The sequence below is a fragment of the Nonomuraea maritima genome, assembly GCF_900100395.1.
Classification (GTDB): domain Bacteria; phylum Actinomycetota; class Actinomycetes; order Streptosporangiales; family Streptosporangiaceae; genus Nonomuraea; species Nonomuraea maritima.
Window position 1 is genome coordinate 12,872 of sequence record NZ_FNFB01000041.1, and the last position, 25,607, is coordinate 38,478.

At 71.4% G+C, this 25,607-nt stretch carries 27 protein-coding genes; 16 read left to right on the forward strand and 11 right to left on the reverse strand.

Annotated elements, in window-relative coordinates:
- Positions 1 to 5 precede the first annotated feature (5 nt).
- The 6 genes from BLR04_RS42120 to BLR04_RS36445 all read left to right on the forward strand — a co-directional run bounded on the left by BLR04_RS42120 (position 6) and on the right by BLR04_RS36445 (position 3,079).
- Positions 6 to 533: an ATP-dependent DNA ligase gene (locus BLR04_RS42120; protein ID WP_245740918.1), complete on the forward strand. Its 528-nt coding sequence runs from the start codon at positions 6 to 8 to the stop codon at positions 531 to 533.
- A complete protein-coding gene (locus BLR04_RS42125; RefSeq protein WP_245740920.1) occupies positions 530 to 889 on the forward strand; it encodes an ATP dependent DNA ligase in 360 nt (119 codons plus the stop codon). The genes BLR04_RS42120 and BLR04_RS42125 overlap by 4 nt, the downstream gene beginning before the upstream one ends.
- Positions 886 to 1,770 carry a non-homologous end-joining DNA ligase gene (gene ligD, locus BLR04_RS36430; protein ID WP_176903467.1) on the forward strand — a complete coding sequence of 295 codons (885 nt, stop codon included), beginning with the start codon at positions 886 to 888 and terminating at the stop codon, positions 1,768 to 1,770. Before BLR04_RS42125 ends, ligD begins: the two co-directional genes overlap by 4 nt.
- Positions 1,771 to 1,814: 44 nt before the next feature.
- On the forward strand, positions 1,815 to 2,021 hold the full coding sequence (locus tag BLR04_RS36435; protein WP_090773764.1) for a hypothetical protein: 207 nt from the start codon (positions 1,815 to 1,817) through the stop codon (positions 2,019 to 2,021).
- Between the two features lie 119 nt (positions 2,022 to 2,140).
- Positions 2,141 to 2,761: a TetR/AcrR family transcriptional regulator gene (locus BLR04_RS36440; protein WP_176903468.1), complete on the forward strand. Its 621-nt coding sequence runs from the start codon at positions 2,141 to 2,143 to the stop codon at positions 2,759 to 2,761.
- 87 nt (positions 2,762 to 2,848) lie between these two features.
- The gene (locus tag BLR04_RS36445; protein ID WP_090773737.1) at positions 2,849 to 3,079 is read left to right on the forward strand and encodes a DUF3107 domain-containing protein; all 231 of its coding nucleotides are present in this window, start codon (positions 2,849 to 2,851) and stop codon (positions 3,077 to 3,079) included.
- 772 nt (positions 3,080 to 3,851) lie between these two features.
- On the opposite strand, the gene BLR04_RS36450 is transcribed toward BLR04_RS36445, so the two are convergent.
- Entirely contained in the window at positions 3,852 to 4,496 is a 645-nt protein-coding gene (locus tag BLR04_RS36450; protein WP_090773738.1) for a ferritin-like fold-containing protein, read from the reverse strand.
- Positions 4,497 to 4,843: 347 nt separating this feature from the next.
- Here BLR04_RS36450 and BLR04_RS36455 point away from each other — a divergent pair, with 347 nt between their 5' ends.
- The 3 genes from BLR04_RS36455 to BLR04_RS36465 all read left to right on the forward strand — a co-directional run bounded on the left by BLR04_RS36455 (position 4,844) and on the right by BLR04_RS36465 (position 8,649).
- Entirely contained in the window at positions 4,844 to 6,664 is a 1,821-nt protein-coding gene (locus tag BLR04_RS36455; protein WP_218129307.1) for a DEAD/DEAH box helicase, read from the forward strand.
- A gap of 198 nt (positions 6,665 to 6,862) precedes the next feature.
- On the forward strand, positions 6,863 to 7,750 hold the full coding sequence (locus BLR04_RS36460; RefSeq protein ID WP_090773739.1) for an alpha/beta fold hydrolase: 888 nt from the start codon (positions 6,863 to 6,865) through the stop codon (positions 7,748 to 7,750).
- Entirely contained in the window at positions 7,747 to 8,649 is a 903-nt protein-coding gene (locus BLR04_RS36465; protein ID WP_090773740.1) for an oxygenase MpaB family protein, read from the forward strand. Before BLR04_RS36460 ends, BLR04_RS36465 begins: the two co-directional genes overlap by 4 nt.
- A 67-nt stretch (positions 8,650 to 8,716) precedes the next feature.
- On the opposite strand, the gene BLR04_RS36470 is transcribed toward BLR04_RS36465, so the two are convergent.
- The 3 genes from BLR04_RS36470 to BLR04_RS36480 all read right to left on the reverse strand — a co-directional run bounded on the left by BLR04_RS36470 (position 8,717) and on the right by BLR04_RS36480 (position 11,222).
- Complete coding sequence (locus BLR04_RS36470; RefSeq protein WP_090773741.1) at positions 8,717 to 9,667, reverse strand: RecB family exonuclease; 951 nt, start codon at positions 9,665 to 9,667, stop codon at positions 8,717 to 8,719.
- Positions 9,668 to 9,826: 159 nt separating this feature from the next.
- Positions 9,827 to 10,543: an MBL fold metallo-hydrolase gene (locus BLR04_RS36475; protein WP_176903469.1), complete on the reverse strand. Its 717-nt coding sequence runs from the start codon at positions 10,541 to 10,543 to the stop codon at positions 9,827 to 9,829.
- A gap of 52 nt (positions 10,544 to 10,595) precedes the next feature.
- Positions 10,596 to 11,222, reverse strand: a complete 627-nt coding sequence (locus BLR04_RS36480) for a DUF6758 family protein (RefSeq protein ID WP_176903470.1) — start codon at positions 11,220 to 11,222, stop codon at positions 10,596 to 10,598.
- A gap of 89 nt (positions 11,223 to 11,311) precedes the next feature.
- On the opposite strand from BLR04_RS36480, the gene BLR04_RS36485 reads away from it, so the two are divergent.
- Positions 11,312 to 11,695 carry an NUDIX hydrolase gene (locus BLR04_RS36485; protein WP_245740922.1) on the forward strand — a complete coding sequence of 128 codons (384 nt, stop codon included), beginning with the start codon at positions 11,312 to 11,314 and terminating at the stop codon, positions 11,693 to 11,695.
- Positions 11,696 to 11,697: 2 nt separating this feature from the next.
- Here the strand turns inward: BLR04_RS36485 and BLR04_RS36490 are convergent, their stop codons facing one another.
- Both BLR04_RS36490 and BLR04_RS36495 read right to left on the reverse strand, forming a co-directional pair.
- The gene (locus BLR04_RS36490) at positions 11,698 to 14,571 is read right to left on the reverse strand and encodes a DUF6242 domain-containing protein (protein WP_143022374.1); all 2,874 of its coding nucleotides are present in this window, start codon (positions 14,569 to 14,571) and stop codon (positions 11,698 to 11,700) included.
- A 175-nt stretch (positions 14,572 to 14,746) separates the two neighbouring features.
- Entirely contained in the window at positions 14,747 to 15,748 is a 1,002-nt protein-coding gene (locus BLR04_RS36495; RefSeq protein WP_090773744.1) for a CPBP family intramembrane glutamic endopeptidase, read from the reverse strand.
- A 98-nt stretch (positions 15,749 to 15,846) separates the two neighbouring features.
- On the opposite strand from BLR04_RS36495, the gene BLR04_RS36500 reads away from it, so the two are divergent.
- Together BLR04_RS36500 and BLR04_RS36505 are read left to right on the forward strand one after the other, a co-directional pair.
- Complete coding sequence (locus BLR04_RS36500) at positions 15,847 to 16,587, forward strand: hypothetical protein (protein WP_143022375.1); 741 nt, start codon at positions 15,847 to 15,849, stop codon at positions 16,585 to 16,587.
- Complete coding sequence (locus tag BLR04_RS36505) at positions 16,584 to 17,132, forward strand: DUF6529 family protein (protein WP_090773746.1); 549 nt, start codon at positions 16,584 to 16,586, stop codon at positions 17,130 to 17,132. Before BLR04_RS36500 ends, BLR04_RS36505 begins: the two co-directional genes overlap by 4 nt.
- Here BLR04_RS36505 and BLR04_RS36510 read toward each other — a convergent pair.
- Complete coding sequence (locus BLR04_RS36510; protein WP_090773747.1) at positions 17,122 to 18,054, reverse strand: HpcH/HpaI aldolase/citrate lyase family protein; 933 nt, start codon at positions 18,052 to 18,054, stop codon at positions 17,122 to 17,124. The genes BLR04_RS36505 and BLR04_RS36510 overlap by 11 nt on opposite strands.
- 67 nt (positions 18,055 to 18,121) lie before the next feature.
- Between BLR04_RS36510 and BLR04_RS36515 the strand changes: the two genes are divergently transcribed.
- Entirely contained in the window at positions 18,122 to 18,502 is a 381-nt protein-coding gene (locus BLR04_RS36515; protein WP_090773748.1) for a hypothetical protein, read from the forward strand.
- A gap of 9 nt (positions 18,503 to 18,511) precedes the next feature.
- Here the strand turns inward: BLR04_RS36515 and BLR04_RS36520 are convergent, their stop codons facing one another.
- Complete coding sequence (locus BLR04_RS36520) at positions 18,512 to 19,471, reverse strand: EamA family transporter (protein WP_090773749.1); 960 nt, start codon at positions 19,469 to 19,471, stop codon at positions 18,512 to 18,514.
- 97 nt (positions 19,472 to 19,568) lie between these two features.
- Here BLR04_RS36520 and BLR04_RS36525 point away from each other — a divergent pair, with 97 nt between their 5' ends.
- Both BLR04_RS36525 and BLR04_RS36530 read left to right on the forward strand, forming a co-directional pair.
- The gene (locus BLR04_RS36525; protein WP_245740924.1) at positions 19,569 to 20,777 is read left to right on the forward strand and encodes a magnesium transporter MgtE N-terminal domain-containing protein; all 1,209 of its coding nucleotides are present in this window, start codon (positions 19,569 to 19,571) and stop codon (positions 20,775 to 20,777) included.
- Complete coding sequence (locus BLR04_RS36530; RefSeq protein WP_090773750.1) at positions 20,767 to 21,249, forward strand: DUF1003 domain-containing protein; 483 nt, start codon at positions 20,767 to 20,769, stop codon at positions 21,247 to 21,249. The genes BLR04_RS36525 and BLR04_RS36530 overlap by 11 nt, the downstream gene beginning before the upstream one ends.
- 6 nt (positions 21,250 to 21,255) lie before the next feature.
- On the opposite strand, the gene BLR04_RS36535 is transcribed toward BLR04_RS36530, so the two are convergent.
- A complete protein-coding gene (locus tag BLR04_RS36535) occupies positions 21,256 to 21,711 on the reverse strand; it encodes a MarR family winged helix-turn-helix transcriptional regulator (RefSeq protein WP_245740926.1) in 456 nt (151 codons plus the stop codon).
- A 160-nt stretch (positions 21,712 to 21,871) separates the two neighbouring features.
- On the opposite strand from BLR04_RS36535, the gene BLR04_RS36540 reads away from it, so the two are divergent.
- Positions 21,872 to 23,008 carry an Mrp/NBP35 family ATP-binding protein gene (locus tag BLR04_RS36540; RefSeq protein WP_090773751.1) on the forward strand — a complete coding sequence of 379 codons (1,137 nt, stop codon included), beginning with the start codon at positions 21,872 to 21,874 and terminating at the stop codon, positions 23,006 to 23,008.
- Positions 23,009 to 23,180: 172 nt separating this feature from the next.
- Here the strand turns inward: BLR04_RS36540 and BLR04_RS36545 are convergent, their stop codons facing one another.
- Together BLR04_RS36545 and BLR04_RS36550 are read right to left on the reverse strand one after the other, a co-directional pair.
- Entirely contained in the window at positions 23,181 to 23,528 is a 348-nt protein-coding gene (locus BLR04_RS36545; protein WP_090773752.1) for a sec-independent translocase, read from the reverse strand.
- Positions 23,529 to 23,683: 155 nt separating this feature from the next.
- Positions 23,684 to 25,549 carry a S1C family serine protease gene (locus tag BLR04_RS36550; protein ID WP_245740929.1) on the reverse strand — a complete coding sequence of 622 codons (1,866 nt, stop codon included), beginning with the start codon at positions 25,547 to 25,549 and terminating at the stop codon, positions 23,684 to 23,686.
- Positions 25,550 to 25,607: the final 58 nt, after the last annotated feature.

Sequence of the window (25,607 nt, forward strand, 5' to 3'; positions counted from 1 at the left end):
AACCGATGCTTGCTGTGGCCGCCGGGGAACTACCCCCCGACCGCGACCGGTACGGCCTGGAGGTCAAGTGGGACGGCATCCGCGCCCTCGTCCACACGGGGCGCGCGACGAAGGTGACGGGCCGCCACGGCGTCGACTACACCCGCCGCTACCCCGAGCTCGCCGGGATCGGCGTGCGGAACGCGATCATCGACGGCGAGGTCGTCGTCCTCGACCCGCACGGCAGGCCCAGCTTCGGCCGCCTCCAGCACCGCATGCACCTGACCGACCCCGACCCGGCCGTGCTGCGGCTGTACCCGGTCACGTACCTGCCGTTCGACCTGCTCCATCTCGACGGCGTCCCGCTGTTCGACTTCCCCTACCGCGACCGCCGCGCGCTGCTGGACGAGCTGGACGTCGGCGCGCCCCCGTACTTCCCCGGTGAGTCCGACCTGCTCGCGGCCACGTGCGAACAGGGGCTCGAAGGGTGGTGGCCAAGCGGCTGGACTCGCCTTACCGGGCGGGCACCCGCTCGCCCTGGTGGATCAAGGTGAAGAACCTGACCGCGCGGGAGATCGTCGTGGGCGGCTGGAAACCCGGCAAGGGGCGCCGCTCCGGCGGCATCGGCTCGCTGGTCATGGGGGTGTTCACGCCCGACGGCCTGACCTACGTCGGGCATGTCGGCACCGGCTTCACCGACGCCGACCTTGAGGAGCTGCACGACCTGCTCGGACCGCTGGAGGTCGGCCACAGCCCGTTCACCCATCCGGTTCCGTGGCGGAATCGATGGGTTAGGCCGGATCTGGTCGGGGAGGTGGCCTACACGATGTGGACCGACGAGCGACGACTGCGGCACCCCGTGTGGCGCCGTCTGCGCCCCGACAAGCTCCCCGCGGAGGTGACCCTGTGAGCGAACCCGCGAAAGTGCCGGTCAAGGTGGACGGGCGGGAGCTGACGCTGAGCAACCTCGACAAACCCCTCTACCCCGACTACGGCTTCACCAAGGCAGAGGTGATCGACTACTACAGCCGCGTCGCCCCCGTCCTGCTCCCGCACCTGCGGGGGCGGCCGCTGACCGTCAAGCGCTACCCGAACGGCGTCACCGGTCAGTCGTTCTTCGAGAAGAACGCCCCCGAGCACACCCCCGGCTGGGTCAGGCGCGTGACCCTGCCCGCCCCCGGCAGCACCAAGAACCGCGAGACCATCGACTTCGCCGTCGTGGACGACCTCCCCACGCTCGTCTACTACGCCAATCTGGCCGCGCTCGAACTGCACGTCCCCCAGTGGCGGGTGGACGACGACGGCGCTGCCCTGCCACCTGACACCCTCGTGTTCGACCTCGACCCGGGGCCGCCCGCCACGATCGTCGAGTGCTGCCGGGTGGCGCTGCGGCTGCGCGAGGTGCTGGGGGCCGACGGGCTCACCGCCGTACCGAAGACCAGCGGCAACAAGGGCATGCAGCTGTACGCCGACTGGGACTGCCGCGAGGAGCCGTCCGCGTACGCCAAGAGGCTGGCCCAGCTCCTGGAGAAGGAGCACCCGCAGGAGGTCGTCAGCGTGATGGCGAAGAAGGCGCGGCCCGGGAAGGTGTTCATCGACTGGAGTCAGAACAACCCGGCCAAGACCACGGTCGCGCCCTACTCGCTGCGGGCGCGCGAGCAGCCCACGGTCTCCACGCCGCTGACCTGGAACGAGGTCGAGGGCTGCGAACGTCCGGACGACCTTGTTTTCACAGCACCGGACGTACTCGCCAGAGTGGAGAAGCACGGCGACCATTTCAGCCGGGCGTAGTCTGGTCACGTCCGCACCGAGAAGGGGGACCGATCATGTCGGAGATGGACGTTCGCGGGGACGAAGGCCCTTACGACGACGAGCCCGGCGAGCTGTCGATCGAGGCTCCGGAGGCCGACGCCGCCGAGCAGCACCGCGAGATGCTCCAGACGGTCGGGCGGCTGCGCCGCGAGCTGCCCTTCGACGCCGATCCCGCCGACGCGGCCGACCAGGACCGCGTGGTCGATCTCGATGACGACGACTACCGCTGAGCCCGGCCGATGCGCTGACCTGCGGGAAGAAGAGCTTTCGCGGACGGGGGCCGCTGTGGGGCGGGCTACCCGCCCGTAGGATGTCCGCACAGCCCGCTGAGAGACCAATGGAGACCCGCGTGACCGCAACCCCGGACGCCAAGCCCCGGGGCACCCGGCTGCCCCGACTCGCCCGCCGCCGGCAGCTGCTGAGCGCCGCGCAGGAAGTGTTCGTCGAGAACGGCTACCACGCGGCCGCCATGGACGAGATCGCCGACCGGGCCGGGGTCAGCAAGCCGGTGCTCTACCAGCACTTCCCCGGCAAGCTGGAGCTCTATCTGGCGCTGCTCGACCTGCACGTCGACGACATGGTCAACCGCTGCCGCGAGGCGCTGGCCTCCACGCAGGAGAACAAACTGCGCGTGCAGGCCACGTTCAGCGCGTTCTTCGACTTCGTCTCCTCGCAGGGCGAGGCGTTCCGTCTGGTCTTCGAGTCCGACCTGCGCAACGTGGCGCCGGTGCGCCAGCGCATGGAGCGGTCCCTGCGCGAGTGCGCCGAGATGGTCAGCGAGCTCATCCAGGAAGACACCGGCTGCACCAGTGACGAGGCCCACCTGCTCGGCGTCGGCCTGGTCGGCATGGCCGAGGTCAGCGCCCGCTACTGGGTGACCACGCAGGGTTCGATCCCCAAGGACGCGGCCGAGCAACTGATGGCTCGCCTCGCCTGGCGGGGCATCAGCGGTTTTCCGCGTACGGCATAACCCGTTCGCTGGGCGCGATCAGTCGTGTCTTCGGGGGTCGTGGGGGCCACGATGGAGACGAGCCAGCCTGTCGATGAGGAGCCCACGATGGAAGTGAAGATCGGCGTACGGTCCGTACACCGCGAACTCGTTGTCGAGACCGACCTGACGGCCGCGCAGGTCGAAGAGCTGATCGGAGAGGCGCTCGCAGTCGACCGCGGCATGTTCGCGCTGACCGACACCAAGGGCAGGCGGGTCGTCGTGCCCGTGTCCTCGCTCGGATTCGTCGAGATCGGCGAGGACGAAGCCCGACCAGTCGGCTTCGGCGGCACCCTCTGAGGTCCGCGCGTAAGGGGTACGGCCACGCGCCGTACCCCTTACGCACACACCAGCCCTGACAACCACGCACCTCCGGCCAGAGAGACCCACAAGGCCCGGTCGGGGTCAGCCAAGATGTCCGGCCCAGACGTGCCTGGTAGGACGAGGTGCCTGGTCAGGCATGCCCGGTCAGACGAGGTCCTGATCAGGCGGGCCCGGTCGGACGAGGTGTCCGGCCAGGCGGGCCCGGTCAGGCGGGATTTCTGGAGATGCGGCACCCGCGGGGGCGCCTGGGGCGGGCGACGTGGTGCCCTCCTGCTTCGGAGGCCGGGCATCCCGTGGCCTGCCTGCGCAACACAGCGCGGGAAATCCAGCGATTCGGACCGCATCTCGTCAAGGAACTGCCGTAGCGGCGCGAGGCCCTCATGTCCGCACGGTACAACCCTTTCGACGCCCGCGCCCCCCAATCGCCCACCCCGGTACACCTGACAACCGCCCACCCGCCCCACACCCTTCAAGCGCACCACGAACCCACCTAGACCCCCGCGATCCGCCCGCACACCAGGCAAACGGCGCAGACCACACACCGCAGGGCCCGACCGGTACGGGCGCAGGTGACCTCACACCACAGAAGCAGGGCACCTCCCGCAAGCCCCACACCCCCACAGCCCAACTCGTGCGGGCGCAGGTGATGCCCCTCACACCACGGAAGCGGGGCGAATCGCGCAGGTCCTCGTTCGGCCGCCGGTGGGTCCCGTGCGGGCGTGGTGGGTCCCGTGCGGGCGTGGGGAGGTCAGAGGCCCATTGCGGACATGCGCTTGTTGTGTTCCTCCGTCAGTTTGGCGAAGAGGCGTGAGAGCTCGGTGGCGCCGTCCTGGAGGGACTCCGCCAGGAGGCTCGCGAGCTCGGGGCGCGCCGATGCCACCTGCTGTCCCTGGCTGAGGGCCTCTCCCACGAGCCGCCGGGCCCACAGCGCGAGGCGGCCGCTCTCCACGGGGTCGGCCTCGATCGCCGCCCTCACGCGTTCGACCGCGAACTGTGAACGCCCCTCGTCGACGAGCACCTCGTCGACCAGACGGGCGATCGAGGGGTCGAGGTGCCGCGCGGCCTCCCGGTAGAAGTCGAGCGCGATCCCGTCGCCGACGTACGTCTTGATCAGCGCCTGCAGCCAGTCGGACGGCCGGGTCTGCGCGTGCCAGGCGTCGAGGGCCGCCACGAACGGCGCCATCGCCTCGTCGGGGTCGGCCCCCAGCTCGGAGAGCCGGTCACGCAGCAGGCGGAAGTGGGCGTACTCGGTCACGGCGAGTTCGCTCAGCGCCGCCCGATCGGCCAGGGAGGGGGCGAGCGTGGCCGCGTCGTCGGTCATGCGCGCGTACGCGCTGAGCTCCGCGTAAGCCAGCACACCGAGCAGGTCGACGACTCCAGGAGACGTTGTCATGGAAGGCAGCGTACTTCGGTAAATCTTCGGGAACATACGCGAGCTCGGTCAGCGTTGTGGTATCGAGTACACTGCTCTGTGAAAGTGCGACCGCTCTGTGTTAATTCGGGACATTGCCCCGATTACCCCCCGATTCCCCGGGCGCGGTCGCTGATGACGCGAGAGGGCTGGCTCTACCGCGAGGACCCACGACGCTGGGCGTAACCGCCCGTCGGTCCCGGCAGGCCCGCCTTCATTTGAGACTGAGGCAGGCCACGCTGACGACTTTCCGAGACCTCGGAGTCACACCAGAGATCGCCGACGCCCTCGAGACCGAGGGCATCGTCACGCCGTTTCCGATTCAGGAGATGGCCCTCCCACTCGCCCTGAGCGGCCAGGACCTCATCGGTCAGGCCCGTACGGGCACGGGAAAGACCTACGCGTTCGGCATCGCGATGCTGCAGAGCATCGGTAAGCCGCGCAAGAACCGCAAGAAGCCCCGTGGGCTCGTTGTCGTGCCCACGCGTGAGCTGGCCGTACAGGTGAGCGAAGACCTCGTCACCGCGGCCGGCAAGCTGGGCTCCCGCGTCCTGACCGTCTACGGCGGCCGGGCGTACGAGCCGCAGATCGAGGCGCTCAAGGCGGGCGTCGACGTCATCGTCGGCACCCCCGGACGGCTGCTCGACCTGGTCAAGCAGAAGCATCTCGACCTGAGTCAGATCACCACGCTGGTGCTCGACGAGGCTGACCGCATGCTCGACCTGGGCTTCCTGCCTGACATCGAGCGCATCTTCAAGCTCATCCCCGAGCAGCGGCAGACGATGCTCTTCTCGGCCACGATGCCGGGCGAGATCGTCTCGCTGTCGCGCAAATACCTCAACCGTCCGACGCACGTACGCGCCGAGATGGAGAGCGGCGAGGGCGAGGCGACGCCGCAGGTCCGCCAGATCGTGTGGCGGGCCCACCGGATGGACAAGATCGAGATCGTCGCCCGGCTGCTGCAGGCGCAAGGTCGCGGGCTCACCATGGTCTTCTGCGAGACCAAGCGGGCCTGCGACATGGTCTCCGAGCAGCTCGACACGCGTGGGTTCGCGGTCGCGGCCGTCCACGGCGACCTCGGCCAGGGCCAGCGCGAGCAGGCGCTGCGGGCGTTCCGCAACGGCAAGATCGACGTGCTCGTGGCCACCGACGTGGCGGCCCGCGGCATCGACATCGACGACGTCACCCACGTGGTCAACTACGACTGCCCCACCGACGACAAGACCTACGTGCACCGCATCGGCCGCACCGGCCGGGCCGGGCGCACGGGCATCGCGGTCACGTTCGTCGAGTGGGAAGAGCTGACCCGCTGGAAGATGATCAACCAGATGCTCGGGCTGGAGTTCGCCGAGCCCGAGGAGACGTACTCCACCTCGCCGCACGTCTACACCGAGCTCGACATCCCCAAGGGCACCAAGGGCGTCCTGCCCCACGCCGCCCGCTCGCGTGCCGGCCTGTCGGCCGAGCGCATCGAGGACCTCGGCGAGACGGGCCGACCGCGCAACCGCGGCGGCAGGCGTCGTGACGAGCGTGAGGAGCGCCCGGCACGTACGCCGCGCCAGCGCCGCCGCACCCGCGGCGGCAGGGAGATGGCGGAGACCACACCAGCTGACCTGCCGGAGGTCGAGCCCGTGAACGTCCAGACACAGGAGACCGCCGAGCCGCTCACGGCCGAGCCGAAGCGCACCCGTACGCGCAGGGGTGCGGCCGTCACGGCCATCGAGCAGGCGGTCGCCGACGCGGCCGAGGCGCCGGTCACGGCCGAGGCGCCGGTCACGGGCGGGCGCTCGTACCGGGCGCCGGAGGAGACGCCGGTTGAGGAGGCTCCGGCGCGGCGCACCCGCTCCCGCCGGGCCGCCGTCACCGAGCCGGCGCCGGAACCGGTCGTCGAGCGTGAGCCCGAATTCGAGCCCGCGTCCGAGTCTGTGTTCGAGCCGGCGTTCGAGCCGGAGCCCGAGCCGAGCTTCCTGGCCACGCCGCCTCCGCCGGTGCACAGGGAGCCGGAGCGGATCATCCCGCCGAACCCGTTCACGGTGATCTTCCAGTCGCCCGACCTCGCCACGGACGACGACGACATCGCCCCGTCGGCGGCGACCGAGCGCAAGCAGCAGCGCCGCCAGCCCCGCGGCGGCAACCGCCGCAGGTCCTGACGAACGCGGAAGGCGCGCATCCCACACGGATGCGCGCCTTTCGCGCGTCCGGCCCCGGCAGGAGCTCCTGAGCGCCCGTCACAGGCCACTGAGCTGGGACGTCGAAGACGCACAGGGCGCGCAAAATGCACAAGTCTCGCACCGGCGTAATCCCCACGACGGTGTCATGCCGCTGACCGCTGGGTATTGTTGCCCCACGTGAGTACGCCCCGATTCCTCGACCTGCCTCCCGGCGCTGCGCCACAGAAGATCGAGACGCCCCTGGGCACGTTCGCGGCCCTGGAGGCGCTCCCGGTCAACGGCGTGGTGGAACGCTGGCCCGCCCTCCTCGTCCCCGGGCTCACGGGCAGCAAGGAAGACTTCATCGCCGTCCTGATGACCCTCGCCCAGTCGGGGCGGCGTGTGGTGGCCGTCGACCTTCGAGGACAGTACGAGACCCCCGGCCCCGACGACCCGTCCGCCTACACCTGCGCCGCCCTCGGCGCCGACGTCGACACGCTCGCGCAGATCGTCGGTGGCGGCGAGGCCGTCCACCTGGTGGGCCACTCCTTCGGCGGGCTGGTCGCCCGCGAGGCGGTGATCGACGGCCGCACGAAGTTCGCCTCGTTCACGCTGATGAGCTCCGGTCCCGGGGCCATCGAGGGCCTGCGGGCCCACAACGGCAGGAAGATCCTCGAAGAGGTGCCGGAGCTCGGGCTCGAGCACGTGTGGCAGACCCGGTTCGAGCCGGCCGCGCTGGCCGACGACGTGACCCCCGAGATCAGGCAGTTCCTGCACCGGCGGCTGCTCAGCAACTCACCGACCGCCCTGATCCACATGGCCGAGCAGGCGCTGACGATGCGCGACCGCACCGACGAACTGGCCGAGATGGAGCTGCCCACCCTGGTCCTGTACGGCGAGCACGACGACGGCTGGCCGCCCGAGTCGCAGTCGGAGATGGCGGCCCGGCTCGGCGCGGAGAGCGTGGTGGTGCCGGGCGCGGTCCACTCCCCCGCCGTGGAGGCGCCCGAGACGACCGCGACGGCCCTGGTGCGGTTCTGGAACACGGCCGAGACCCACCACCGGGAGACCAGATCCCTCGGATGACCGAGCAGCTCACCGCCCAGCCGCCGCACAGCGCCACCTGGCTGGTGCACCTCGACCGGTCGATGTGGGTCGGCGGCGTGCGCGGTCTCATGCTCCAGGCCCTCCACCCCCACGCCATGCTGGGCGTCTGGCAGAACTCCTCCTTCCAGGACGATCCCTTCGGGCGGCTGCGCCGCACCGCCGACTTCGTGGGACGGGTGACGTTCGGCAGCCCAGAGGAGGCCGACGAGATCGGCCGGCGGGTCAGGGGCATCCACCGGTCGCTGCGGTTCCGCGATCCGGCGACCGGCCGCACGCATCGGCTCGACGACCCGGAACTGCTGCTGTGGGTGCACTGCGCGGAGGTGTCGTCGTACCTGCAGGTCGCCCGGCGCGGCGGCCTGCGGCTCACCGAACGGGACGCCGACCGCTACCTCGCCGAGCAGCGCGCCAGTGCCGCCTACGTCGGCCTGCACCCCGATGAGGTGCCCGGCTCGTGCGCCGAGATGGACGCCTACTTCAAGCGCATGCGCCCGCACCTGCGCGTGACACCGGAAGCCGTCTCGGCCGTCCGGTTCCTCATGTGGCCGCGGCTGCCGCGCGAGTTGCGGGCGCTCTCGCCGGGCAAGCCCGTCTGGTTCCCCTTCGGCGCGCTCTGCTACTACACGCTCCCCGACTGGGCCAGACGCCTGTACGGCGTGCTGCCCGAGGTGCCTCCTGCGGCCGTCACCGCCGCGCTGCGGGCGTTCCGGGTGAGCATGAACGCCCTGCCCGAGGCCGTGCACGAGCGCGCCTTCATGCCGGCCACCCGGCAGATGCTGCAGGCGGCCAGGGATCGCCTCGGCGCGGCCGGATACGACCTCGGCAAGGGGCTCAGGGGCCTGACCGATCCGCGTCGCCGTCCGCCGTCCGCCGCCTGACGGGCGGGGCGAGGACGCCGGTCAGGTAGGACCCGGCCGCGAGCCAGGTGACGGCGGCGCTGCCGGGTCACTCGGCCAGGCCGTCCCAAGGGAGGCGTTCGGGGCCGGCGGACAGGCCTTCGGCGCAGTGGCGGCGGAAGTCGCACCACGAGCAGAGGGGGCCGGGGCTGGGCGGGAACAGCTCGTCGATCTCGGCGGGAACCTGCGCGGGCCCGGCGGGCTGTCCGTCGCGGGCTTCGCGACCGGACCTGGACGTGGCGGGCTGTCCGTCGCGGGCTGCGCGGCCGGACCTCGGAGTGGCCACGACCTCGCGGTAGCGCTCGTCGGCCGCCGCGGCCTCGGTGGCGACCTCCTCGGCGCGGCGCAGATGACGGCCCAGGGACTCGTCGGTGTGCCGCCACTCGACGATCTCGCCGGTGGGCAGGTGGTGCAGCTCGACCGTACGGCACGGCGTGCGCATCATGGCGGAGGCCGCAACGGCGTAGACGGCGAGGGCGAGCGAGGAGCGGGCGTCGTCCTGCGTCAGGGGGCGGCGGCCGGTCTTGTAGTCGACCACGACGAGCTCGTCGCCGCGCCGGTCGAGCCGGTCGATACGGCCGGACACGGCGATGACCTTGGTACGCGTGGCGACCGTGCGCTCGACGCCGACCGGGTCGTCCGATGGATCTAAAGTCGCGACATATCCGGACACGAGGTCGCGGGCCCTGCCGAGCCACCGTCCGGACTGCTCGGCGTCCCTGAACCCCTCCTTGATCCAGCCGTTCGTCAGCAGGATCGACGCCGTGAGCGGGGTGCGCCGCTCGTACGGCTCCCGCCACCAGCCCGCCAGCGCGTTGTGCACGCTCGCCCCGACGCTGTTGTGCGCCCAGGCGGGCCCCTTGGCGGGCTGCGGCCGGTCGAGGTAGGTGAACCGGTAGCGGCGGCGGCAGTCGAGCCAGGTGTTCAACCGCGAAGGCGTGCACGAGTAGAGCCGCCGCGGCATCCCTTCAAGCGGAAGCTGCCCCTGCACCGCGCTCATGCGACCTCACTCCGTAAGGCGGACCCGGCCGCATCAGGGCCGAGCACCGCGCTGTCCTCCACCACCGCGCGACACTTCACCGGCGCGCCGCCGCGCCGTCCTTCGCCGTCGCGCGGCCGGCAGCGGTCGTGCCGCTGCCGCCCGTGCGACGGCGCCGGGTCACTCGTCCGGGTTGAGCTTGATTCCGGAGATCTTGGTGCCGTCGGTCAGCGGCCCCTCGGACTCGTCGTCGTCGCCGACGGTTCGGGTGAGCGAACCGGACACCCAGTCGTCGAAGTGCGGCTCGAGGTCGCCGATGGTGACCTCGTCGCCGTGGGCGGCCAGCACCCGCGTCTCGGCCGGCAGCGTGAACAGCCGCCCGCCGATCGAGGTGAGCTGGTCGGCCAGGCGGGGGTACTCGCCACCCAGCTTGCCGGGACCGTCGGCCTGCAGGGCCTTGCCGGTGAAGACGGCCTTGAGCGCCTCGCAGTAGAGCGACACGCCGCCGGGCGAGACACCGGGCGTCTCCATGACGTCGAGCTGGACGTCGGCCACGCCGAAGACGCCGTCGTCCTCCATGTCGATGTCGGGCCAGGTCTCGCGCCAGGTCTCCCGCCACAGCGGCTTGTCCTTGGGGTGCAGGGCGACCACGGCCTCGTCGCGGCTCGCCACCTCGATGGCGGCCGAGACGTGGTCGGGCAGGCCCGCCGTGCAGATGACGGCCAGCACCTCGCGCTCGCCCACCTGCTCCAGGATCTTCTCGGCGTCCCGCGACGCGTCGATGACGATCACCTCGTCGTCGTCGCCCACGATCCACGTGTTGTTCTCGACCTTGTGCTCGGTGCCGTCGATGTCGACGACGCCCTCGGTCACCACTCGCTCGATACGCGCTGTCACGCTTCCGAACTTTAGCTCGTCTGCCTGGGAGCGCGAATCGCATGCACGGGTGCTATTCCCCGAGCCTCGGGGAGAAGGCGCCGAACGGGACGTCGAGCTCTTGGTCGCGGGCGTCCAGCAGCGACAGCTCGGCCAGCGCGATCATGCACCCGGCGTCGGCCGGCCAGGCGATGGCCCACAGCCAGTTGCCGAGCGCCTCCCCGGCGTAGACAGCACGGTCGGGCTGCCCGTCGACGCACCACAGGGCCGTCGGATGCCCGAGCACGTCGATCTTCGCGTTCGGTGGCCCCGCGTCGAACCCCTCGCCGGGGTCGGGGCCGCCGAGCCCGGCGAACGCCGCGCCGAGCCCGATGCCGGGCTCCTCGGCGATGACGAGCAGGTCGGCGGGCCCTTCCATGAAAGAGGGCCCGCTCAGCGCGACCAGGCTGGCACGGGCCCCTGTGCGTTGGTCCCCGACCTCGCCGAAACCGGTCACGAGCCAGCCGGCGGGCAGGGGCCACGGCAGCCATACCGGGACGACCGACGACTTGCGCACGGCTTCGAGCGCGGTGCTGCTCGGCGGCCACGGAGGTTGATATGGCAGGACGTCTCCGTGCGTGTCACAACGAAACGCACTCGACCAGGCGCTGGGCCCGTGAAGCGGGCCAAAACACCGTGGGCAGGTTGGTGCCGCTCTCACAACTACCCACGGTGCGCGGTACGGCGCGGCCCCGTCAAGACCGATCCGCGTTATCTCGTCGTAATATTAGTCATGTGCGCGTAAATTGTGTGGGCGCGATCGTTTTCGACGCATCCAACCGGCTCCTCCTGGTCAAGCGCGGCCGCCCGCCCGGCGCCGGGCTGTGGTCCGTCCCCGGGGGCCGCCTGGAGCCCGGTGAGAGCGACGAAGCAGGGCTGCTCCGCGAGCTCCTGGAGGAGACCGGGCTGCGCATCCGGGTGGGCCGCCTGGCCGGCACGGTGGAACGTCCGGGTCCGGACGGAGTGACGTACGTGATCCGTGACTACGTCGCCACCGTCTCCGGCGGCACGCCCACCGCGGGGGACGACGCCGCCGACGTGCGCTGGTGCACCATGGACGACCTGGGACGCCTGCCGTTGACGGACGGGCTCCTGCGGACCCTGGCGGAGTGGGACGCGCTGCCCGCGAGCTGAACCTACTTGTCCGCCGACAGGCTCGACGTCCAGAGGATCAGATGGTCGGCGCTGTAGGTCGTGGACCGGCCGAGCGCCACGACCTCCGAGCCCGTCACCGCCACCGCCGACAGCCGCTGCGCGCCCCGGCCCGCGAGGCGGTCCTGGGTGAGCTCCACGCGGTTCCACGACAGGCCGTCCGTGGACGTCCAGGCGGCGCTGTCGCCCTCGCCAGGCGTCCCGTGCCGGCCGACCGCCACGAGCCCGTCGGCCGCCGCCGCCAGGTCGTCGGCGGCGGCCGCCTGCTCCGCGGGCAGCCAGGCCGTCCGCCAACTCGCTCCCTCGTCGTCCGAGACCGCGGCGAACGGCCGCCGCTGCCCGCCCGTGACGGCCGTGCCGATCGCCACCAGCTGGTCGCGGTACACCGCCACCCGCCGCAGACCGGCCGACGTGGCGTCCTGCGGGGCCACGCGCGGGCGCGCGCTCCAGTTGAGTCCGTCCTCCGAGAACCACACGACGCTCGCCTCCCGATCGGCGTCACCTGACGCGCCGACCGCCACGTACCCGCCACCGACGGCGACCACGTCGTGGACGCGCACCCCCGCGCCGCGCCGCGGCAGCCGCTCGGCCCGCGTGTAGGTGCGCAGGTCGCGGGTGAACCACACGACGGCGGAGGACGCGCCCGCCTGGTCCCTGGACTCGCCCACCACCACGTAGCCGCCGCCTCCCGCGGCGACCACGCCGGTCCGCAGGTACGGCAGGTCGCCCTGACGCGCCAGATCGCCCTTGACCTCCACCTTCCGCCAGCTCTCTCCGTCGGAGGAGGTGACGAGGAGGGGGTCGGTGAAGGAGACGTCCGTCTCGGTGCTTCCGACCGCGAGCCAGCCGCGGCCGCCGTGCGCCACGTCCTCCAGCGTCTGCCTGCCGGGGCCGCCCACGCTCATCGACTTCCAGCTCCGCCAGTCCTGGATCGTCCACAGGCCCGCGTCGCCCGAGGCCGAGCCGACGGCGACGTACCGGCCGGAGAAGGCGGCGAGGGCGTTCGTCTCGCGCGCGGCCCTGGTCAGGCCCTCGACCTTGGTGAGCGGCACCCGCCCCGGCTTGCCGCCAGGAGGCACCGCCATGAGGACGAGCTGGTTGTCGACGTCGGAGGCGGCATGGTCGCCCCCCGCCAGCAGGGTGCCGCCCGATGCGACCGTGAACGCGCGCAGCGTCGCCCTCGGCAGGTCGCCGAGATCGGCCCGCTTCTTCCAGCTGCCGCCGTCGGAACTGGTCAGGACGGTGTAGTGGCCGAGGCCGGTCTGCGCGATGGCCGCGACGCCGTCCTGGTGGGAGATCAGCGACTCGACGCCGACGCTCGTGCCGCCCAGCTTGTCGATGGAGCCGCACGACGACCACCGCGCCCCGGTGGAGGAGCAGTAGACGCGGACGTCGCCCTCGGGGGTGCGCCGCCTGGTCGGCACGAACACGAACCGCTCGGCCTGCGCCGCCACCGTGCCGGTCCGCGGCTCGGCCTCGGGGAGCTGGAAGCCGGTCGCCTGCCAGGTGCGCCCGCCGTCGGCCGAGCGCAGCACCCGCGATCCCTCGCCGTCCGCGGGTACCCCGACGGCCACGAGCGTGTCGCCCCTGGCCACCACTGCCTTGAGCTCCCGTACTTCCAGCTCCCTGGTCTCGACGCGCTCCCACGTCCTGCCGTCGCCGGAGCGCCAGGCGGCAGGTCCCGTGCCGCCGTCCGCGCCGCTCGTGCGTCCCACCGCGACGAAGCCCGAGGCCGTACGCGCGATGTCGTCGATCCGGTCGCCGGGCAGGAACGCGGGCGCGGAGGTGTCGACGGTCGTCCAGGCCAGGCCGTCGGCGCTGGTCCACAGACCGCGCTCGCCACCCGCGGCCAGCCAGCGCCCGTCGCCGCCCACCACGCGCCGGACCGTGGGCGTCGAGGCGCCGTCCACCTGACCGAGCTGCCAGGTCCTGCCGCTGTCGGGCGAGAAGAGGAACAGGGGGCGCGGCGTGGGGCTGGTCGTGTCGCTGCCGACCGCCACCACGGCGCGGCCCACGGCGGCCATGTCGTTGAGCTTCTGGTCGGCGCCGTCCCCGGCGGCCTGGACGGTGAACAGGTCGTCCCCCGACCGTCCGGTGCCCGCGGCCAGGCGCAGGGCGGGGCCTTCGTCGCTGGCCCACTGCCACACGAGGACGCCGGTGGCGGCCAGGACGGCCGCGGCCACGGTCAGTGCCACGGGTACGGCCCTGCTGGTTCCGCGTACCGGGCTGGACCTGCGCAGGGCGGCGGGGGCTGGGCCGCGCTGGTGACGGCCGCCCTGCGGGCGCGGCGGTCCGCTCGCCACGAGCCGGTCGGGCCTGGTGGGGCGGCCCGCCGGGGGCCGCCCGACGCGCCGCACCTCCGGCTCTCCCGGCTCGGAAGGCTCGGAAGGCTCTGCGTGCTCGGGGGGCTCCGCGTCCTCGGGAGGCTCTGCCGGCCCCGATGCAGGGGACGCGGGCTGGGGGCGGGTCTCGGGTCCGGCGGAGAGGGGGCCGCCGGCGACGAGCTTGTCGGGACGGTCGACGACGCGGCGCGGACGGCGGCGGGGCTCGACGTCCGGCTCGGCCGTGGGTGAGCTGTACGGCATGCGCCCCTTGGGCGGTTCCTCCGGCTCGTCAGGGACGGGCGCCGCGAACGGCGGCATCCCCCAGGGGGAGGCGAGGGGTAAGCCCCGTGGCCGGTCGTCGGTGGGGCCGGGCGGCGAGTGGCTGATCCTCGGCTCCGCGCGCTCTTCGCGGGAGCGCTGCGATTGCGACGCGCCGCGCTGTTCTCGGGAGCGCTGCGGGCCGGACGCGCCGCGCCGGCGCGCGTCGTCGTCTTCCTGCGGTCGCCGTGGCGGGTCGCTGGGGCCGGAGGCCACGCGGCGTACCTCCTCGTCGAACTCGGCGTACTGGTCGAACGCGTCCTACCTGGGTCGATGCCGGTCGGGCCGCGGATCGTCCCGGCCGGTCGGCATTCCTTCGCCATCCAGACCAGCATGCTTGGGCCGGAATGGCGAGACCTCTCTAGCGAGATTCCTGACCAGCCAGCCAGATTTATCCCGAAACAGTGCTGATTGACCGCTTTTTGGCAAGATAAATCACGCCAAACGCATACACCCCGAGCTGCACCACGGTTCCCGTCAGCGCCTGCCAAGGAACCGGCGTCTTGCCCTGGTCGAGTGCGTCCTCCAGCCCGCCCGCCGCCGCGCTGATCCCGAACGCCACGAGGTTGTTCAGCACGTGCAGCGCGATGCCCGCCTCCAGCCCGCCCGTCCGTACGGTGAGCCACGCCATGACGGCGCCGAACGCGAACACGTCGGCCAGCCCCGCCCACGAGTAGCCGTGCAGCGAGGCGAACAGCGCCGACCCGAGGACGATCGCCCAGATCGGGCTGCGCAGGTGCGCGCCCACCGCCTGCAGCACCCAGCCGCGGAACACGTACTCCTCGGCCGCCGCCTGGAACGGCACCAGCACCACGATCACCACGAGCAGCGGCAGGAAGGCGTCCCAGCCCGTCCAGCCGAACATGCCGCCGCCCCGGCCCGCCGCCGACAGGACGAGCCACTGGACGCCCTGCCCCAGCACCATCGCGACGACGGCCAGCGCGACGCAGGTCAGCAGCCACGACCAGCGCAGCCGCCCCGCCACCGACGACAGCGTCCCAGGACGCCGCCGCTGAATGAGAGCCGCCACCCCCAACGCCAGCAGCAGCGCGGGCGCGATGGACAGCAGCGTCACGGTCAGGCCGACCGGCGTGGGCTCGGGGCCGCCCGTCTTCGGGTTGATCGGCGACGGGAGGCCGAGCAGGAGCGCCGGGATGGTGAACGCCAGGACGACCACCACACCGATCGCGAGGAAGCCGCAGGCCACGATCAGCGTGCCGACGATCGACCGCCACGGCCGGGTGGCGGAGTTCCTGGCGAGGTGGTCGTAGCGGGCGCCGGACGGCGCCGGCAGGAGCCAGGGCTCCGGCTGGTACGCGACACCCGCCGGCGGCACGCCGTACGGGGGCGCCCAGCTGTGGTCGGGCAGGTCAGGCCCTGGGTTCTCCGGCATCTTTCCATTCTGTCGGCTTAGTGCGCATTAGTTCACAGACGGCGCGGCGTTTTGACCGGATGCTCAAGGCGTAGGACAACCGACCCTGGGAGCAGCTCATGTCAAAGCTGGGACCTGTCATCACCCTGGCGGCGGGAGCAGTGCTCGCCGTAGGGCTTGGTGCCGCCAGCATCATCGCGATGCCGACGGCCGACACCCCCGCCGTCACGGTCGCCGCCGAGGCGCCCACCGTACAGCAGAATCTCCAGGCCGGGGCGGCCGGCGCGAACAGCGCCGCACCGTCAGCGGCCCCGTCCGCCACCCCGTCCGCCGCGCCGACGCCCGAACCGCCGAAGAAGACCGTGAAGGCCGATTTCGGCGGCCGCGTGAAGGGCACCGGCGCCCTCGTCGCCATCTCCATCAGGAACGGCAAGGCCGTCGGCTACTTCTGCGACGGCAGGATCGAGGCCTGGTTCAAGGGCCAGGAGTCGGACGGCGCACTGAACCTGACCGGCGTTGCCGACAAGCACGCCAAGGTCAAGGCCACGATGAGCGGCAGCAAGGCCAAGGGCACGCTCACCGTCGGCGGCAAGAAGTGGAGCTTCTTCGCGCCCACCGTGAAGAAGCCGTCCGGCCTCTACCGGGCCACCGCGACCGTCCGGGGCGCCAAGCTGCGAGCCGGCTGGATCGTGCTGAAGAACACCAACGGCACCTACACCCAGGTGGGCGCCGCCTTCGCGGGCGAGCAGCAGCTCGACATCCCGAAGATCGACCCCGCCAGCCCCACCGCATCCGTGCGGATCGGCGACACCACGATCTCCCCGCAGGACGCCGACACCTTCGTCGAGGAGATGGGATGACCACCACCGACCACCGCAGCCCGTCGCGCGGCGCGACCGTGCTGCTGCTGCCACTGCTGATCGGCGCCCTGGTAGCGCTCGCACTCGGCGTGTACGGACGGGCGCACACGCCGACCGGTTTCGCGGTCGGCGTGGCCGGGTTCTCCTCCGCGCTGCCGATGAAGGTCTGGCTCACCACGGGCTCGTTCGTGCTGGCGATCGTGCAGGTGGTCTCGGCCCTGTCGATGTGGGGACGGCTCGGGGTCACCATCCCGCCCTCCGTGCACCGCTGGTCGGGCCGGCTGGCGTTCGCGCTCTCGATCCCGGTCGCCTTCCACTGCCTGTACGCCCTCGGCTTCCAGTACGACGTGGCCCGCGTGCTCGTGCACTCGTTCCTCGGCTGCTTCTTCTACGGCGTGTTCACCGCGAAGATGCTGGCATTGCCCAAGCGGGACGCGCCCGGCTGGACGCTGCCGGTGCTCGGCGGGCTCACGTTCGCCGCCCTCGTGGGGTTGTGGCTGACGTCGTCGTTCTGGTTCTTCACCGCCGTCGGCCTCAAGGTGTGAATGTCTTCGTCCGCTGCAACCCGGCCGCCCGCCCCTTGGCGGCCACGACGAGCGCCATCTTCCTGGACGCCTCGTCGATCATCTCGTCGCCCAGCATGACCGCGCCGCGCTTCTCCACGGTGGTGTAGTACTCGTACGCCTCCAGGATCAGCTCGGCGTGGTCATAGTCGTCCTGCGTGGGTGAGAACACCTCGTTGGCCGCGTCGACCTGCGAGGGGTGCAGCACCCACTTGCCGTCGAACCCGAGCGCCGCCGCCCGCCGCGCGACGCGCCGGAACCCCTCGACGTCCTTGATCTGCAGGTACGGGCCGTCGATGACCTGCAGGTCGTGCATCCGGGCGGCCATGAGCAGCCGCATGAGGATGTAGTGGTAGGCGTCGCCCTCCTCGTAGCCGGGGGGCTGCTCGCCGACGACGAGCGTGCGCATGTTGACCGACGCCATGAAGTCGGCGGGCCCGAACACCAGGGTCTCCAGCCGCTTCGACGATCCGGCGATGGCGTCGGCGTTGACCAGGCCGCGGGCGTTCTCGATCTGCGCCTCGATGCCGATGCGGCCGACCTCGTACCCCATCGTCTGCTCGATCTGGGTGAGCAGGGTGTCGAGCCAGACGACGTCGGACGGGTCCTGCACCTTGGGCAGCATCACGCAGTCGACGAACTCGCCGGCCCCCTCCACCACCTCGATCACGTCCCGGTACGTCCACCGGGTGGTGAGGTCGTTGACCCTGACCACGCGCGTCTTGCCCGTCCAGTCGCCGCCGCGCAGGGCGGCCACGATGTTGCCCCGCGCCTGCTCCTTGGCGAGCGGCGCGACGGAATCCTCCAGGTCGAGGAACACCTCGTCGACGGGCAGGGTCTGGGCCTTCTCCAGGAACCGGGGATTGCTGCCGGGCACCGCCAGCACCGAACGTCTTGATCGCATAGGCACACGCTACTTCCGCCGACCGCTCCGGTTCCTCCGGGTGGCGAACGCGATTACAGTCGAACCTGTGACCGAGCAGAACGCCGACCGGGCCGCGGCCGTCGCCGAGGGCGCCAAGAAGTCCGGCATCCTCTGGCTCGCCCTCGACCGTCCCCGGCTGGCCTGGCACGCCTGGCACGACGGCGCGATCCACATCGTGACGGGCGGCGAGGAGCAGCGGCTGCCCGGGCTCGACGCCCTCGACCGGGTCCATGTCACGCTGCGCAGCAAGGACAACGGCGCGCGGCTGGTGGAGTTCGACGCGGCGGTCACGGTCGTCGACCAGGCCGAGTCGCCCGACGTCGTCGCGGCGCTGGCCAAGGAGCGGCTCAACGCCCGCGACAGCGAACACCTCCCTGAGCGCTGGGCCCGCGAGTCCACGATCGTCCGCCTCACGCCCGAGCTGTGAGGCGGCCCGTCAGGTCTGGGCGGTGAGCGGCTCGGCCGCCACCGGCTCCGGCACGGGTTCCGCGGCCGGGCGCGCGGTCGCCGTCTGGGCGAGCAGCGCCCCGGTGAGCACGATCAGACCGCCGACGATCTGGAACACGCCGAGCGTCTCGCCGACCAGCGCCCAGGCCACGATCGCCCCGGCGATGACCTCCAGCGACGCGACGGTCGCGCCGATCGCCGCCGACAGGCGCCGTACGGCGTTGACGCCCAGGATGTAGGCCACCACCGTGGCCACGAGCACCATGGCCAGGTAGGCGACCAGCACCGGCAGCGGCTGCCCGCCGGTCGCGGGCGTGGCCGTGACGGTGAACACCTCCCACCGCATGTCCCAGGGCCTGGCGAACGGCATGAGGACGACGGCGGCCCCGGCCATGCCCCAGGCGATGAGGCCGAGGGGGTCGACGTCGTCCCCGAAGCTATCGCTCATCAGGAAATATCCGGCGCAGCACGCCCCGGCCAGCAGCCCCAGCAGCAGCCCGAGCGCGTCCAGACGCATGCCTTGCCACGCCTCGACCACGATCGCGAGCCCCACGACGGCCACGACCGCGCCGAGGTAGGCGGCCCGCGCCAGCCGTACCCGGCGGACCAGCCGTACCCAGGCCACCACCATGACCGGCGCCATGAACTCCAGCAGCAGCGCGACCCCCACCGGCAGCCGGGTGATGGCCACGAAGTACAGGGCCTGCACCCCGGCGACCGCCATGATCGCGTACAGGCCGAAGAACGGCAGTCTCGACCTCGGGATGCGCAGCGCGCGGGGACGCACGACGGCGAGCACCGCCAGCATCAGCAGCCCGGCCCCGGCCATCCGCGTCCAGACCGCCTCGATCGGGGCCAACCCGGCGGCGATGAGGTACTTCGCCATCGGCCCTGAGAACGCGAAACACCACGCCGACACGAAAGCCAGCGCGAGCCCCACAGACCTCATCGCACACCACCAGAAGGAGTAATTACCGTTATGCGGGTTTGATACTGACACGCAAGGCGTTCCAGGCGCAATGGGTCGCCTTTGTTAGCCTGACGACGTGCAGATCTTCGTGGCACGACTGGCCGGAACCCCGGTCTTCGACCCGGTGGGCGACCAGATCGGCCGCGTCAGAGACGTCGTGGTCGGGCTGCGTCTCGGCCGCCGTCCCAACGTCCACGGCTTCGTGGTGGAGGTGCAGCCACGCCGCCGGGTTTTTCTGCCGATCACCCGCGTACGCCGCATCGAGGCCGGCGCGGTGATCTTCACCGGCAAGCTCGACATGCGCAGGTTCGAGCCGCGGGCCACCGAGACCCTCGTCATCGGCGAGATGTTCGACCTGTCCGTACGCCTCGGCGACCAGCCCATGACCGTCTACGACGTCGCCATGGAGGAGGTCCGCCCGTCCACGTGGGAGATCACCAAGGTCGCCCTCTACAAGGGCCGCAGGCGCGAGCCCCGCATCGTCAACTGGAACGAGGTGTCCGGGTTCGACACGCTGCAGAAGGACCAGGGCGCGGCCGGGCTGATCGCCGCGTTCGAGTCGCTGCGGGCCGCCGACATGGCGAGCGCCCTGCACGACCTGCCGAGCAAGCGCCGCATCGAGATCGCGCGGGCGCTCAACGACACCCGGCTGGCCGACGTCCTGGAAGAGCTGCCGCCCGACGACCAGATCGGCATCCTCGGCACCCTCGACCCGGAACGGGCGGCCGACGTGCTGGAGGAGATGGGGCCCGACGACGCCGCCGACCTCCTGCACGACCTGCCCGCCGACCAGGCGGCCCGGCTGCTCGCGCTGATGGAGCCCGACGAGGCCGCGCCGGTGCGGCGGCTGCTGACGTACCCCGAGACCAGCGCGGGCGGCGTGATGACCAGCGAGCCGGTGATCCTGCCGCCCAGCGCCACGGTGGCCGAGGCGCTCGCGCACATCCGCCATGAGGACCTCACGCCCGCCCTGGCCGCCCAGGTCTACGTCACCCGGCCGCCCAACGAGACCCCGACGGGCGTGTACCTCGGGGTGTCGCACTTCCAGCGGCTGCTGCGCGAGCCGCCCTCGACATTGCTCGGACGCGTCCTCGACCCGTCGATCGACCCGATCAGGCCGGACTTCACGCTGCGCGAGGTGACGTACTACCTCGCCAACTACAACCTCATGGCCGCGCCCGTGGTCGACGAACTCGGCCGGCTCGTCGGCGCGGTGACCGTCGACGACGTGCTCGACCACCTGCTGCCCGAGGACTGGCGCGAGAGGGCCGACCTTGACCACTGAGCGCCTCGACCAGCCGCGCGACCTGCGCCGCCAACTGCGTCCGCACTACGACCCCGAGGCGTTCGGCCGGCTCTCCGAGCGCATCGCCCGCTTCCTCGGCACCGCGCGGTTCCTCGTCTACATGACGGGGTTCGTCAGCGTGTGGATAGCGTGGAACGCGCTCGCGCCCGCGCACCTCAGGTTCGACCCGTACCCGTTCATCTTCCTCACGCTGATGCTCTCCCTGCAGGCGAGCTACGCGGCGCCGCTGATCCTGCTCGCGCAGAACCGCCAGGACGACCGCGACCGCGTCCAGTACGAGCAGGACCGCGAGACCACGGACCGCAGCCAGGCCGAGATCGAGTACCTGACGCGTGAGATCGCCGACCTGCGCATGAGCGTCAACGAGGTGGTCACCCGCGACTACCTCCGCGCCGAGCTCAGCAGACTGCTGGACGAGCTGAGGGGCCCTGAACCCGCCGACTCCGACTGAAGGTGTTCACGACGGTTCGGCCAGCCTGGCCAGCAGCGTACGCATCCGCGCGATCTCGTCGGGCGCCAGCAGGTCGATGAACTGGCTCTTCACCCCGCGCAGATAGGTCGGCGTCGCCTCGGACAGCCGGGCCGCGCCCAGGTCGGTCAGCACCGCGAACAGGCCCCGCGCGTCGTGGGCGCAGGCCTCGCGCGAGACCAGCCCGTCGCGCTGCAACCGGTCGATGAGCCTGGTCAGGCCGCTGCGCGAGAGCAGGACCCGGTCGGCCAGGTCGTTCATCCGCAGCCGCCGCCCCGGCGCCTCCGCGAGCTGCATGAGCACGTCGTACGAGGCCAGCGGCAGGTCGTGGGCGACGAGCAGGTCGCTCTCGAGATGACGGGTGACGCGCACCTGGGCACGCTGCAACATCCGCCACACCGCCAGCTCTTCGGCGGTCAGCCCCTCGTCGCGCAGAAGTGTCACGGAGTAACCTTAAAACGTTATTGCACGGACATCTAACAACACGGATTAACTCAATGAGGGCGCCGGTTCATACCATGGAGGGGCATCCTCAACTGGCGTCCAGCGCCTGCCACACATAGACGACTAAGGAGGGACGGCACTCCCTCGTGCCGAGACTTCGATGGCACCTACCCAGGAACAGGTGACTGCGGCCCTCGCCACCGTCATCGACCCCGAGATCCGTCGGCCGATCACCGACCTCGACATGGTCAAGAGCGTCGAGATCGCCCCCGACGGGGCTGTGCGTGTGGGCGTCTACCTCACCGTGGCCGGCTGTCCGATGCGTGACACCATCACCCGCGACGTCACCACCGCCGTCTCCAAGGTCGAAGGCGTGACCGGCGTCAGCATCGAGCTCGACGTCATGAGCACCGATCAGCGCAAGAACCTCCAGACCAAGCTGCGCGGCAACCGCGGCCCAGAAAAAGAGATCCCGTTCAACCAGCCCGGCTCGCTGACCCGCGTCTTCGCGGTGGCCAGCGGCAAGGGCGGCGTCGGCAAGTCGTCCGTGACGGTCAACCTGGCCGCCGCCATGTCGGCCAACGGGCTCAAGGTCGGCATCGTCGACGCCGACATCTACGGCCACAGCATCCCGCGCATGCTGGGCGCCGCCGAGCGGCCCACCAAGGTCGAAGACATGATCATGCCGCCGGTGGCCCACGACATCAAGGTCATCTCGGTCGGCATGTTCAAGCCCGAGGGCAACACGCCGGTCGTCTGGCGCGGGCCGATGCTCGACCGGGCGCTGCACCAGTTCCTGGCCGACGTCTACTGGGGCGACCTCGACGTCCTGCTGCTCGACCTGCCTCCGGGCACCGGCGACATCGCGATCTCCGTGGCGCAGCGGCTGCCGTCCGCCGAGATCCTGGTCGTGACGACGCCGCAGATGGCCGCCGCCGAGGTGGCCGAGCGGGCCGGCTCGATCGCGGCCCAGACCCACCAGCAGATCGCCGGCGTCATCGAGAACATGGCGTGGCTGCCGTGCCCGCACTGTGACGAGCGCATCGCGGTGTTCGGCGAGGGCGGCGGCCAGATCGTGGCCGACGCGCTGACCCGTACCCTCGGCGCGCGCGTCCCGCTGCTCGGGCAGGTGCCGCTCGACATGCGGCTGCGCGAGGGCGGCGACGAGGGCAAGCCGCTGGTCCTGACCGACCCCGACTCCCCGGCGGCGGCCGAGCTGCGCAAGATCGCCGACAGCCTGAGCAAGCGAAGCAGCAGCATTAAGGGCCTCCAGCTGGGCCTCGCCCCCCGCCGCTGACCCGGTCCCACCAACGCGAAGGGCCCGCTCCGATCGGAGCGGGCCCTCGGTCTTCACGGCCTGAGGCGTTCTCGAGGGCCCGTCCCGGCTCCTACCGGACGGCCCTCCCGTCTTGTGCGGGCCGAGGCCCCATCGGACGCCGGTCAGGTGGCGGGAGTCATCTGGCTGTCGGTCAGGTGGCTTCGGAGTCGTACGGGGGGATCTCGCCGTAGCCGAGTTGCTCGGGTGGTGGGGCCTGGGCCGTGGCGGGGGCGAGCTCCTTGTCGTCCCAGGAGTCCTCGACCTCGCTGAGGATGTGCTTCTGCACGAACGTACGCGGGTTGAGGTCGGCCGGGTCGAAGTTGGAGAACTCCGGGCCGAGCCCGGCGCGCAGGTCGTCGCGCGCGTTGTTCGCCATCCGGCGCAGATTGCGCAGCGTCCTGCCCGCCTGTGCGGCAACCTGAGGCAACTTGTCGGGACCGAAGACGAGCAGCGCGATCACGATCAGCGCCCCGATCTCCGCCCACCCCAGTCCGAACACCTGATCTCCTACCGCAGTGCAATCTCTTCCGAGGACAAGCCTGGCCTATCCACAGACTAAGGGCTAGTAGCCACAGCCCGGTCGCCTCCCCACCCCGAAGAACATCCACCGCACCACGGGCCCCGTCCAGCACAGGCCGGGGCCGCCTCGCGGCGTCAGGAGCGGGTCGGCGTGGGGGTCGCCTCGTCCTCGGCCACCACCGTCAGCGTGGCGGTGCGCTCCTGGTTGTCGCGCTGGTACTTCACCGCGATCTTGGAGCCGGGCTCCTTGCTGCGGATCAGGGCGATGAGCTCGTTGCCGTCCTGCAGCCGCAGCCCGTCGATCTCGAGGATGACGTCGCCCGCCTTGAGCCCCGCCTTGTCGGCCGGCCCGCCCGGCGTCACCGGCTGCTGGCCCCCGAGGCTCTCGGTCGAGATCTTGACGCCCTGACCCTGGAAGTTGCGGTCGAGGATGATGCCGATCTTCGGACGCTTGGCCCGGCCGGTCGTGATCAGCTCTTCGGCGACCCGGCGGGTCTGGTTGACCGGGATCGCGAAGCCGAGGCCGATGCTGCCGCTCTGCTGGTTGCTCATCGAACGCCCGAGCGTGGCGATCGCGGAGTTCACCCCGACGACCTCGCCGCGGCCGTTGACCAGCGGGCCGCCCGAGTTACCTGGGTTGATGGCCGCGTCGGTCTGGATGGCGCTGATGTACGCCGGCTCCTCGCTGCCCGTGCCCGACTCGTCGCCCGCGATCACCGGACGGTTGAGCGAGCTGACGATGCCGGTGGTGACCGTGCCGGTCAGGCCCAGCGGGGAGCCGATGGCGATCACCGGGTCGCCGACGACGACCTTGTCGGAGTTGCCGAGCGTGATCTCCGGCGAGCCGAACGTCTCGTCCGGCTTGACGACCGCCAGGTCGGACCCCGGGTCGCGGCCGACGATCCGGCCCGTGGTCGTCTTGCGGTTGTTGAACATGATCTTGATGTCGCCGCCGTTGGCCGCCAGGGCCACCACGTGGTTGTTGGTCACCACGTAGCCGTTCTTGATCAGGAAGCCGGAGCCCGAGGCGCCCTCGGCGCCGCCGTTGCCGACCTCCAGGGAGACCACGCTGGGCAGCACCCGCGCCGCCACGCCCGCCACCGAGTCGGGCGCGCGTTCGGTGGCACCGGTCGGGAGCGGGCCGAGGCTGTAGGAGGGATCGTTGGCCGTGGTCGTGTTCCTGGTCAGCAGGTACGTGCCGACGCTGCCGAGCAGCGACGCCACCAGCGCGATGACCAACGCCGTCACGATCATGAGCCCGGTGGACGGACCGCGCCGCGCGGCCCCCACGCCGTACGGGCCACCGTGCGGGCCACCGTGCGGGCCACCCTGCGGCGGCGGGCCCCAGCCGGGGCCCATGCCGAGCGCCTGCCGCGGCGGAGGCGGCGGGCCGCCGTAGCCGGGCTGGCCGAACGGCGGCCGCTCGTAGGCCCACGTCCCGCTCTCCGGCCCGCCGTACGACGGGTTCTCGAACGAAGGAGCACCACCCTCCGCCCCGTACGACTGCCCCTCGAACGAGCGCGAGCCGCCCTCCGGCCCGTACTGCTGACCCTCGAACTGACGCGGGCCGCTGTCCGGCCCGTACGACTGACCCTCGAACTGACGCGGGCCGCTGTCCGGCCCGTACGACTGACCCTCGAACTGACGCGGGCCGTTGTCCGGGGTGCCGAAGGGGTTGTCGTAGGCGCGGGTGCCGGTGGAGTCGGGGCCGGCGAACGGGGGGCCGTCGTAGGGGCGTGGACCGCTGTCCGGCGAGCCGAACGCCGGAGCGCCCTGCTGGGGCCCGTCGCCCTGCTGCGGGGCCTCATGCCCCTCGTACGGCCGGCGGCCCTCGTACGGCGCCGTACCGGCGGTCTCGGGCCGCCCTGACGGGTCACCCCATGCCGCGCCGAAGGAGGCCGGCGGATCGGACCTGTCGTCCGCGGGCAGGAAGTCCGGCCGCCCCTGAGGCTCGGGGTTGTCCGACGTGCGTCCTTCGTCGGGGCGCCTCTCGTCGGTCATGTACGTCTCACCGCTCCTTGGCTCGGCACCGCGATCCTCGCTACTGCGGCATACGAGG

Coding starts and splice junctions, on each gene's coding strand:
- BLR04_RS42120 (WP_245740918.1), top strand. CDS start 6: ATGCTTGCTGTGGCCGCCGGGGAACTACCCCCCGACCGCGACCGGTAC.
- BLR04_RS36435 (WP_090773764.1), top strand. CDS start 1,815: ATGGACGTTCGCGGGGACGAAGGCCCTTACGACGACGAGCCCGGCGAG.
- BLR04_RS36445 (WP_090773737.1), top strand. CDS start 2,849: ATGGAAGTGAAGATCGGCGTACGGTCCGTACACCGCGAACTCGTTGTC.
- BLR04_RS36450 (WP_090773738.1), bottom strand. CDS start 4,496: ATGACAACGTCTCCTGGAGTCGTCGACCTGCTCGGTGTGCTGGCTTAC.
- BLR04_RS36455 (WP_218129307.1), top strand. CDS start 4,844: ATGGCCCTCCCACTCGCCCTGAGCGGCCAGGACCTCATCGGTCAGGCC.
- BLR04_RS36465 (WP_090773740.1), top strand. CDS start 7,747: ATGACCGAGCAGCTCACCGCCCAGCCGCCGCACAGCGCCACCTGGCTG.
- BLR04_RS36470 (WP_090773741.1), bottom strand. CDS start 9,667: ATGAGCGCGGTGCAGGGGCAGCTTCCGCTTGAAGGGATGCCGCGGCGG.
- BLR04_RS36495 (WP_090773744.1), bottom strand. CDS start 15,748: ATGCCGGAGAACCCAGGGCCTGACCTGCCCGACCACAGCTGGGCGCCC.
- BLR04_RS36500 (WP_143022375.1), top strand. CDS start 15,847: ATGTCAAAGCTGGGACCTGTCATCACCCTGGCGGCGGGAGCAGTGCTC.
- BLR04_RS36505 (WP_090773746.1), top strand. CDS start 16,584: ATGACCACCACCGACCACCGCAGCCCGTCGCGCGGCGCGACCGTGCTG.
- BLR04_RS36510 (WP_090773747.1), bottom strand. CDS start 18,054: ATGCGATCAAGACGTTCGGTGCTGGCGGTGCCCGGCAGCAATCCCCGG.
- BLR04_RS36520 (WP_090773749.1), bottom strand. CDS start 19,471: ATGAGGTCTGTGGGGCTCGCGCTGGCTTTCGTGTCGGCGTGGTGTTTC.
- BLR04_RS36540 (WP_090773751.1), top strand. CDS start 21,872: ATGGCACCTACCCAGGAACAGGTGACTGCGGCCCTCGCCACCGTCATC.
- BLR04_RS36550 (WP_245740929.1), bottom strand. CDS start 25,549: ATGACCGACGAGAGGCGCCCCGACGAAGGACGCACGTCGGACAACCCC.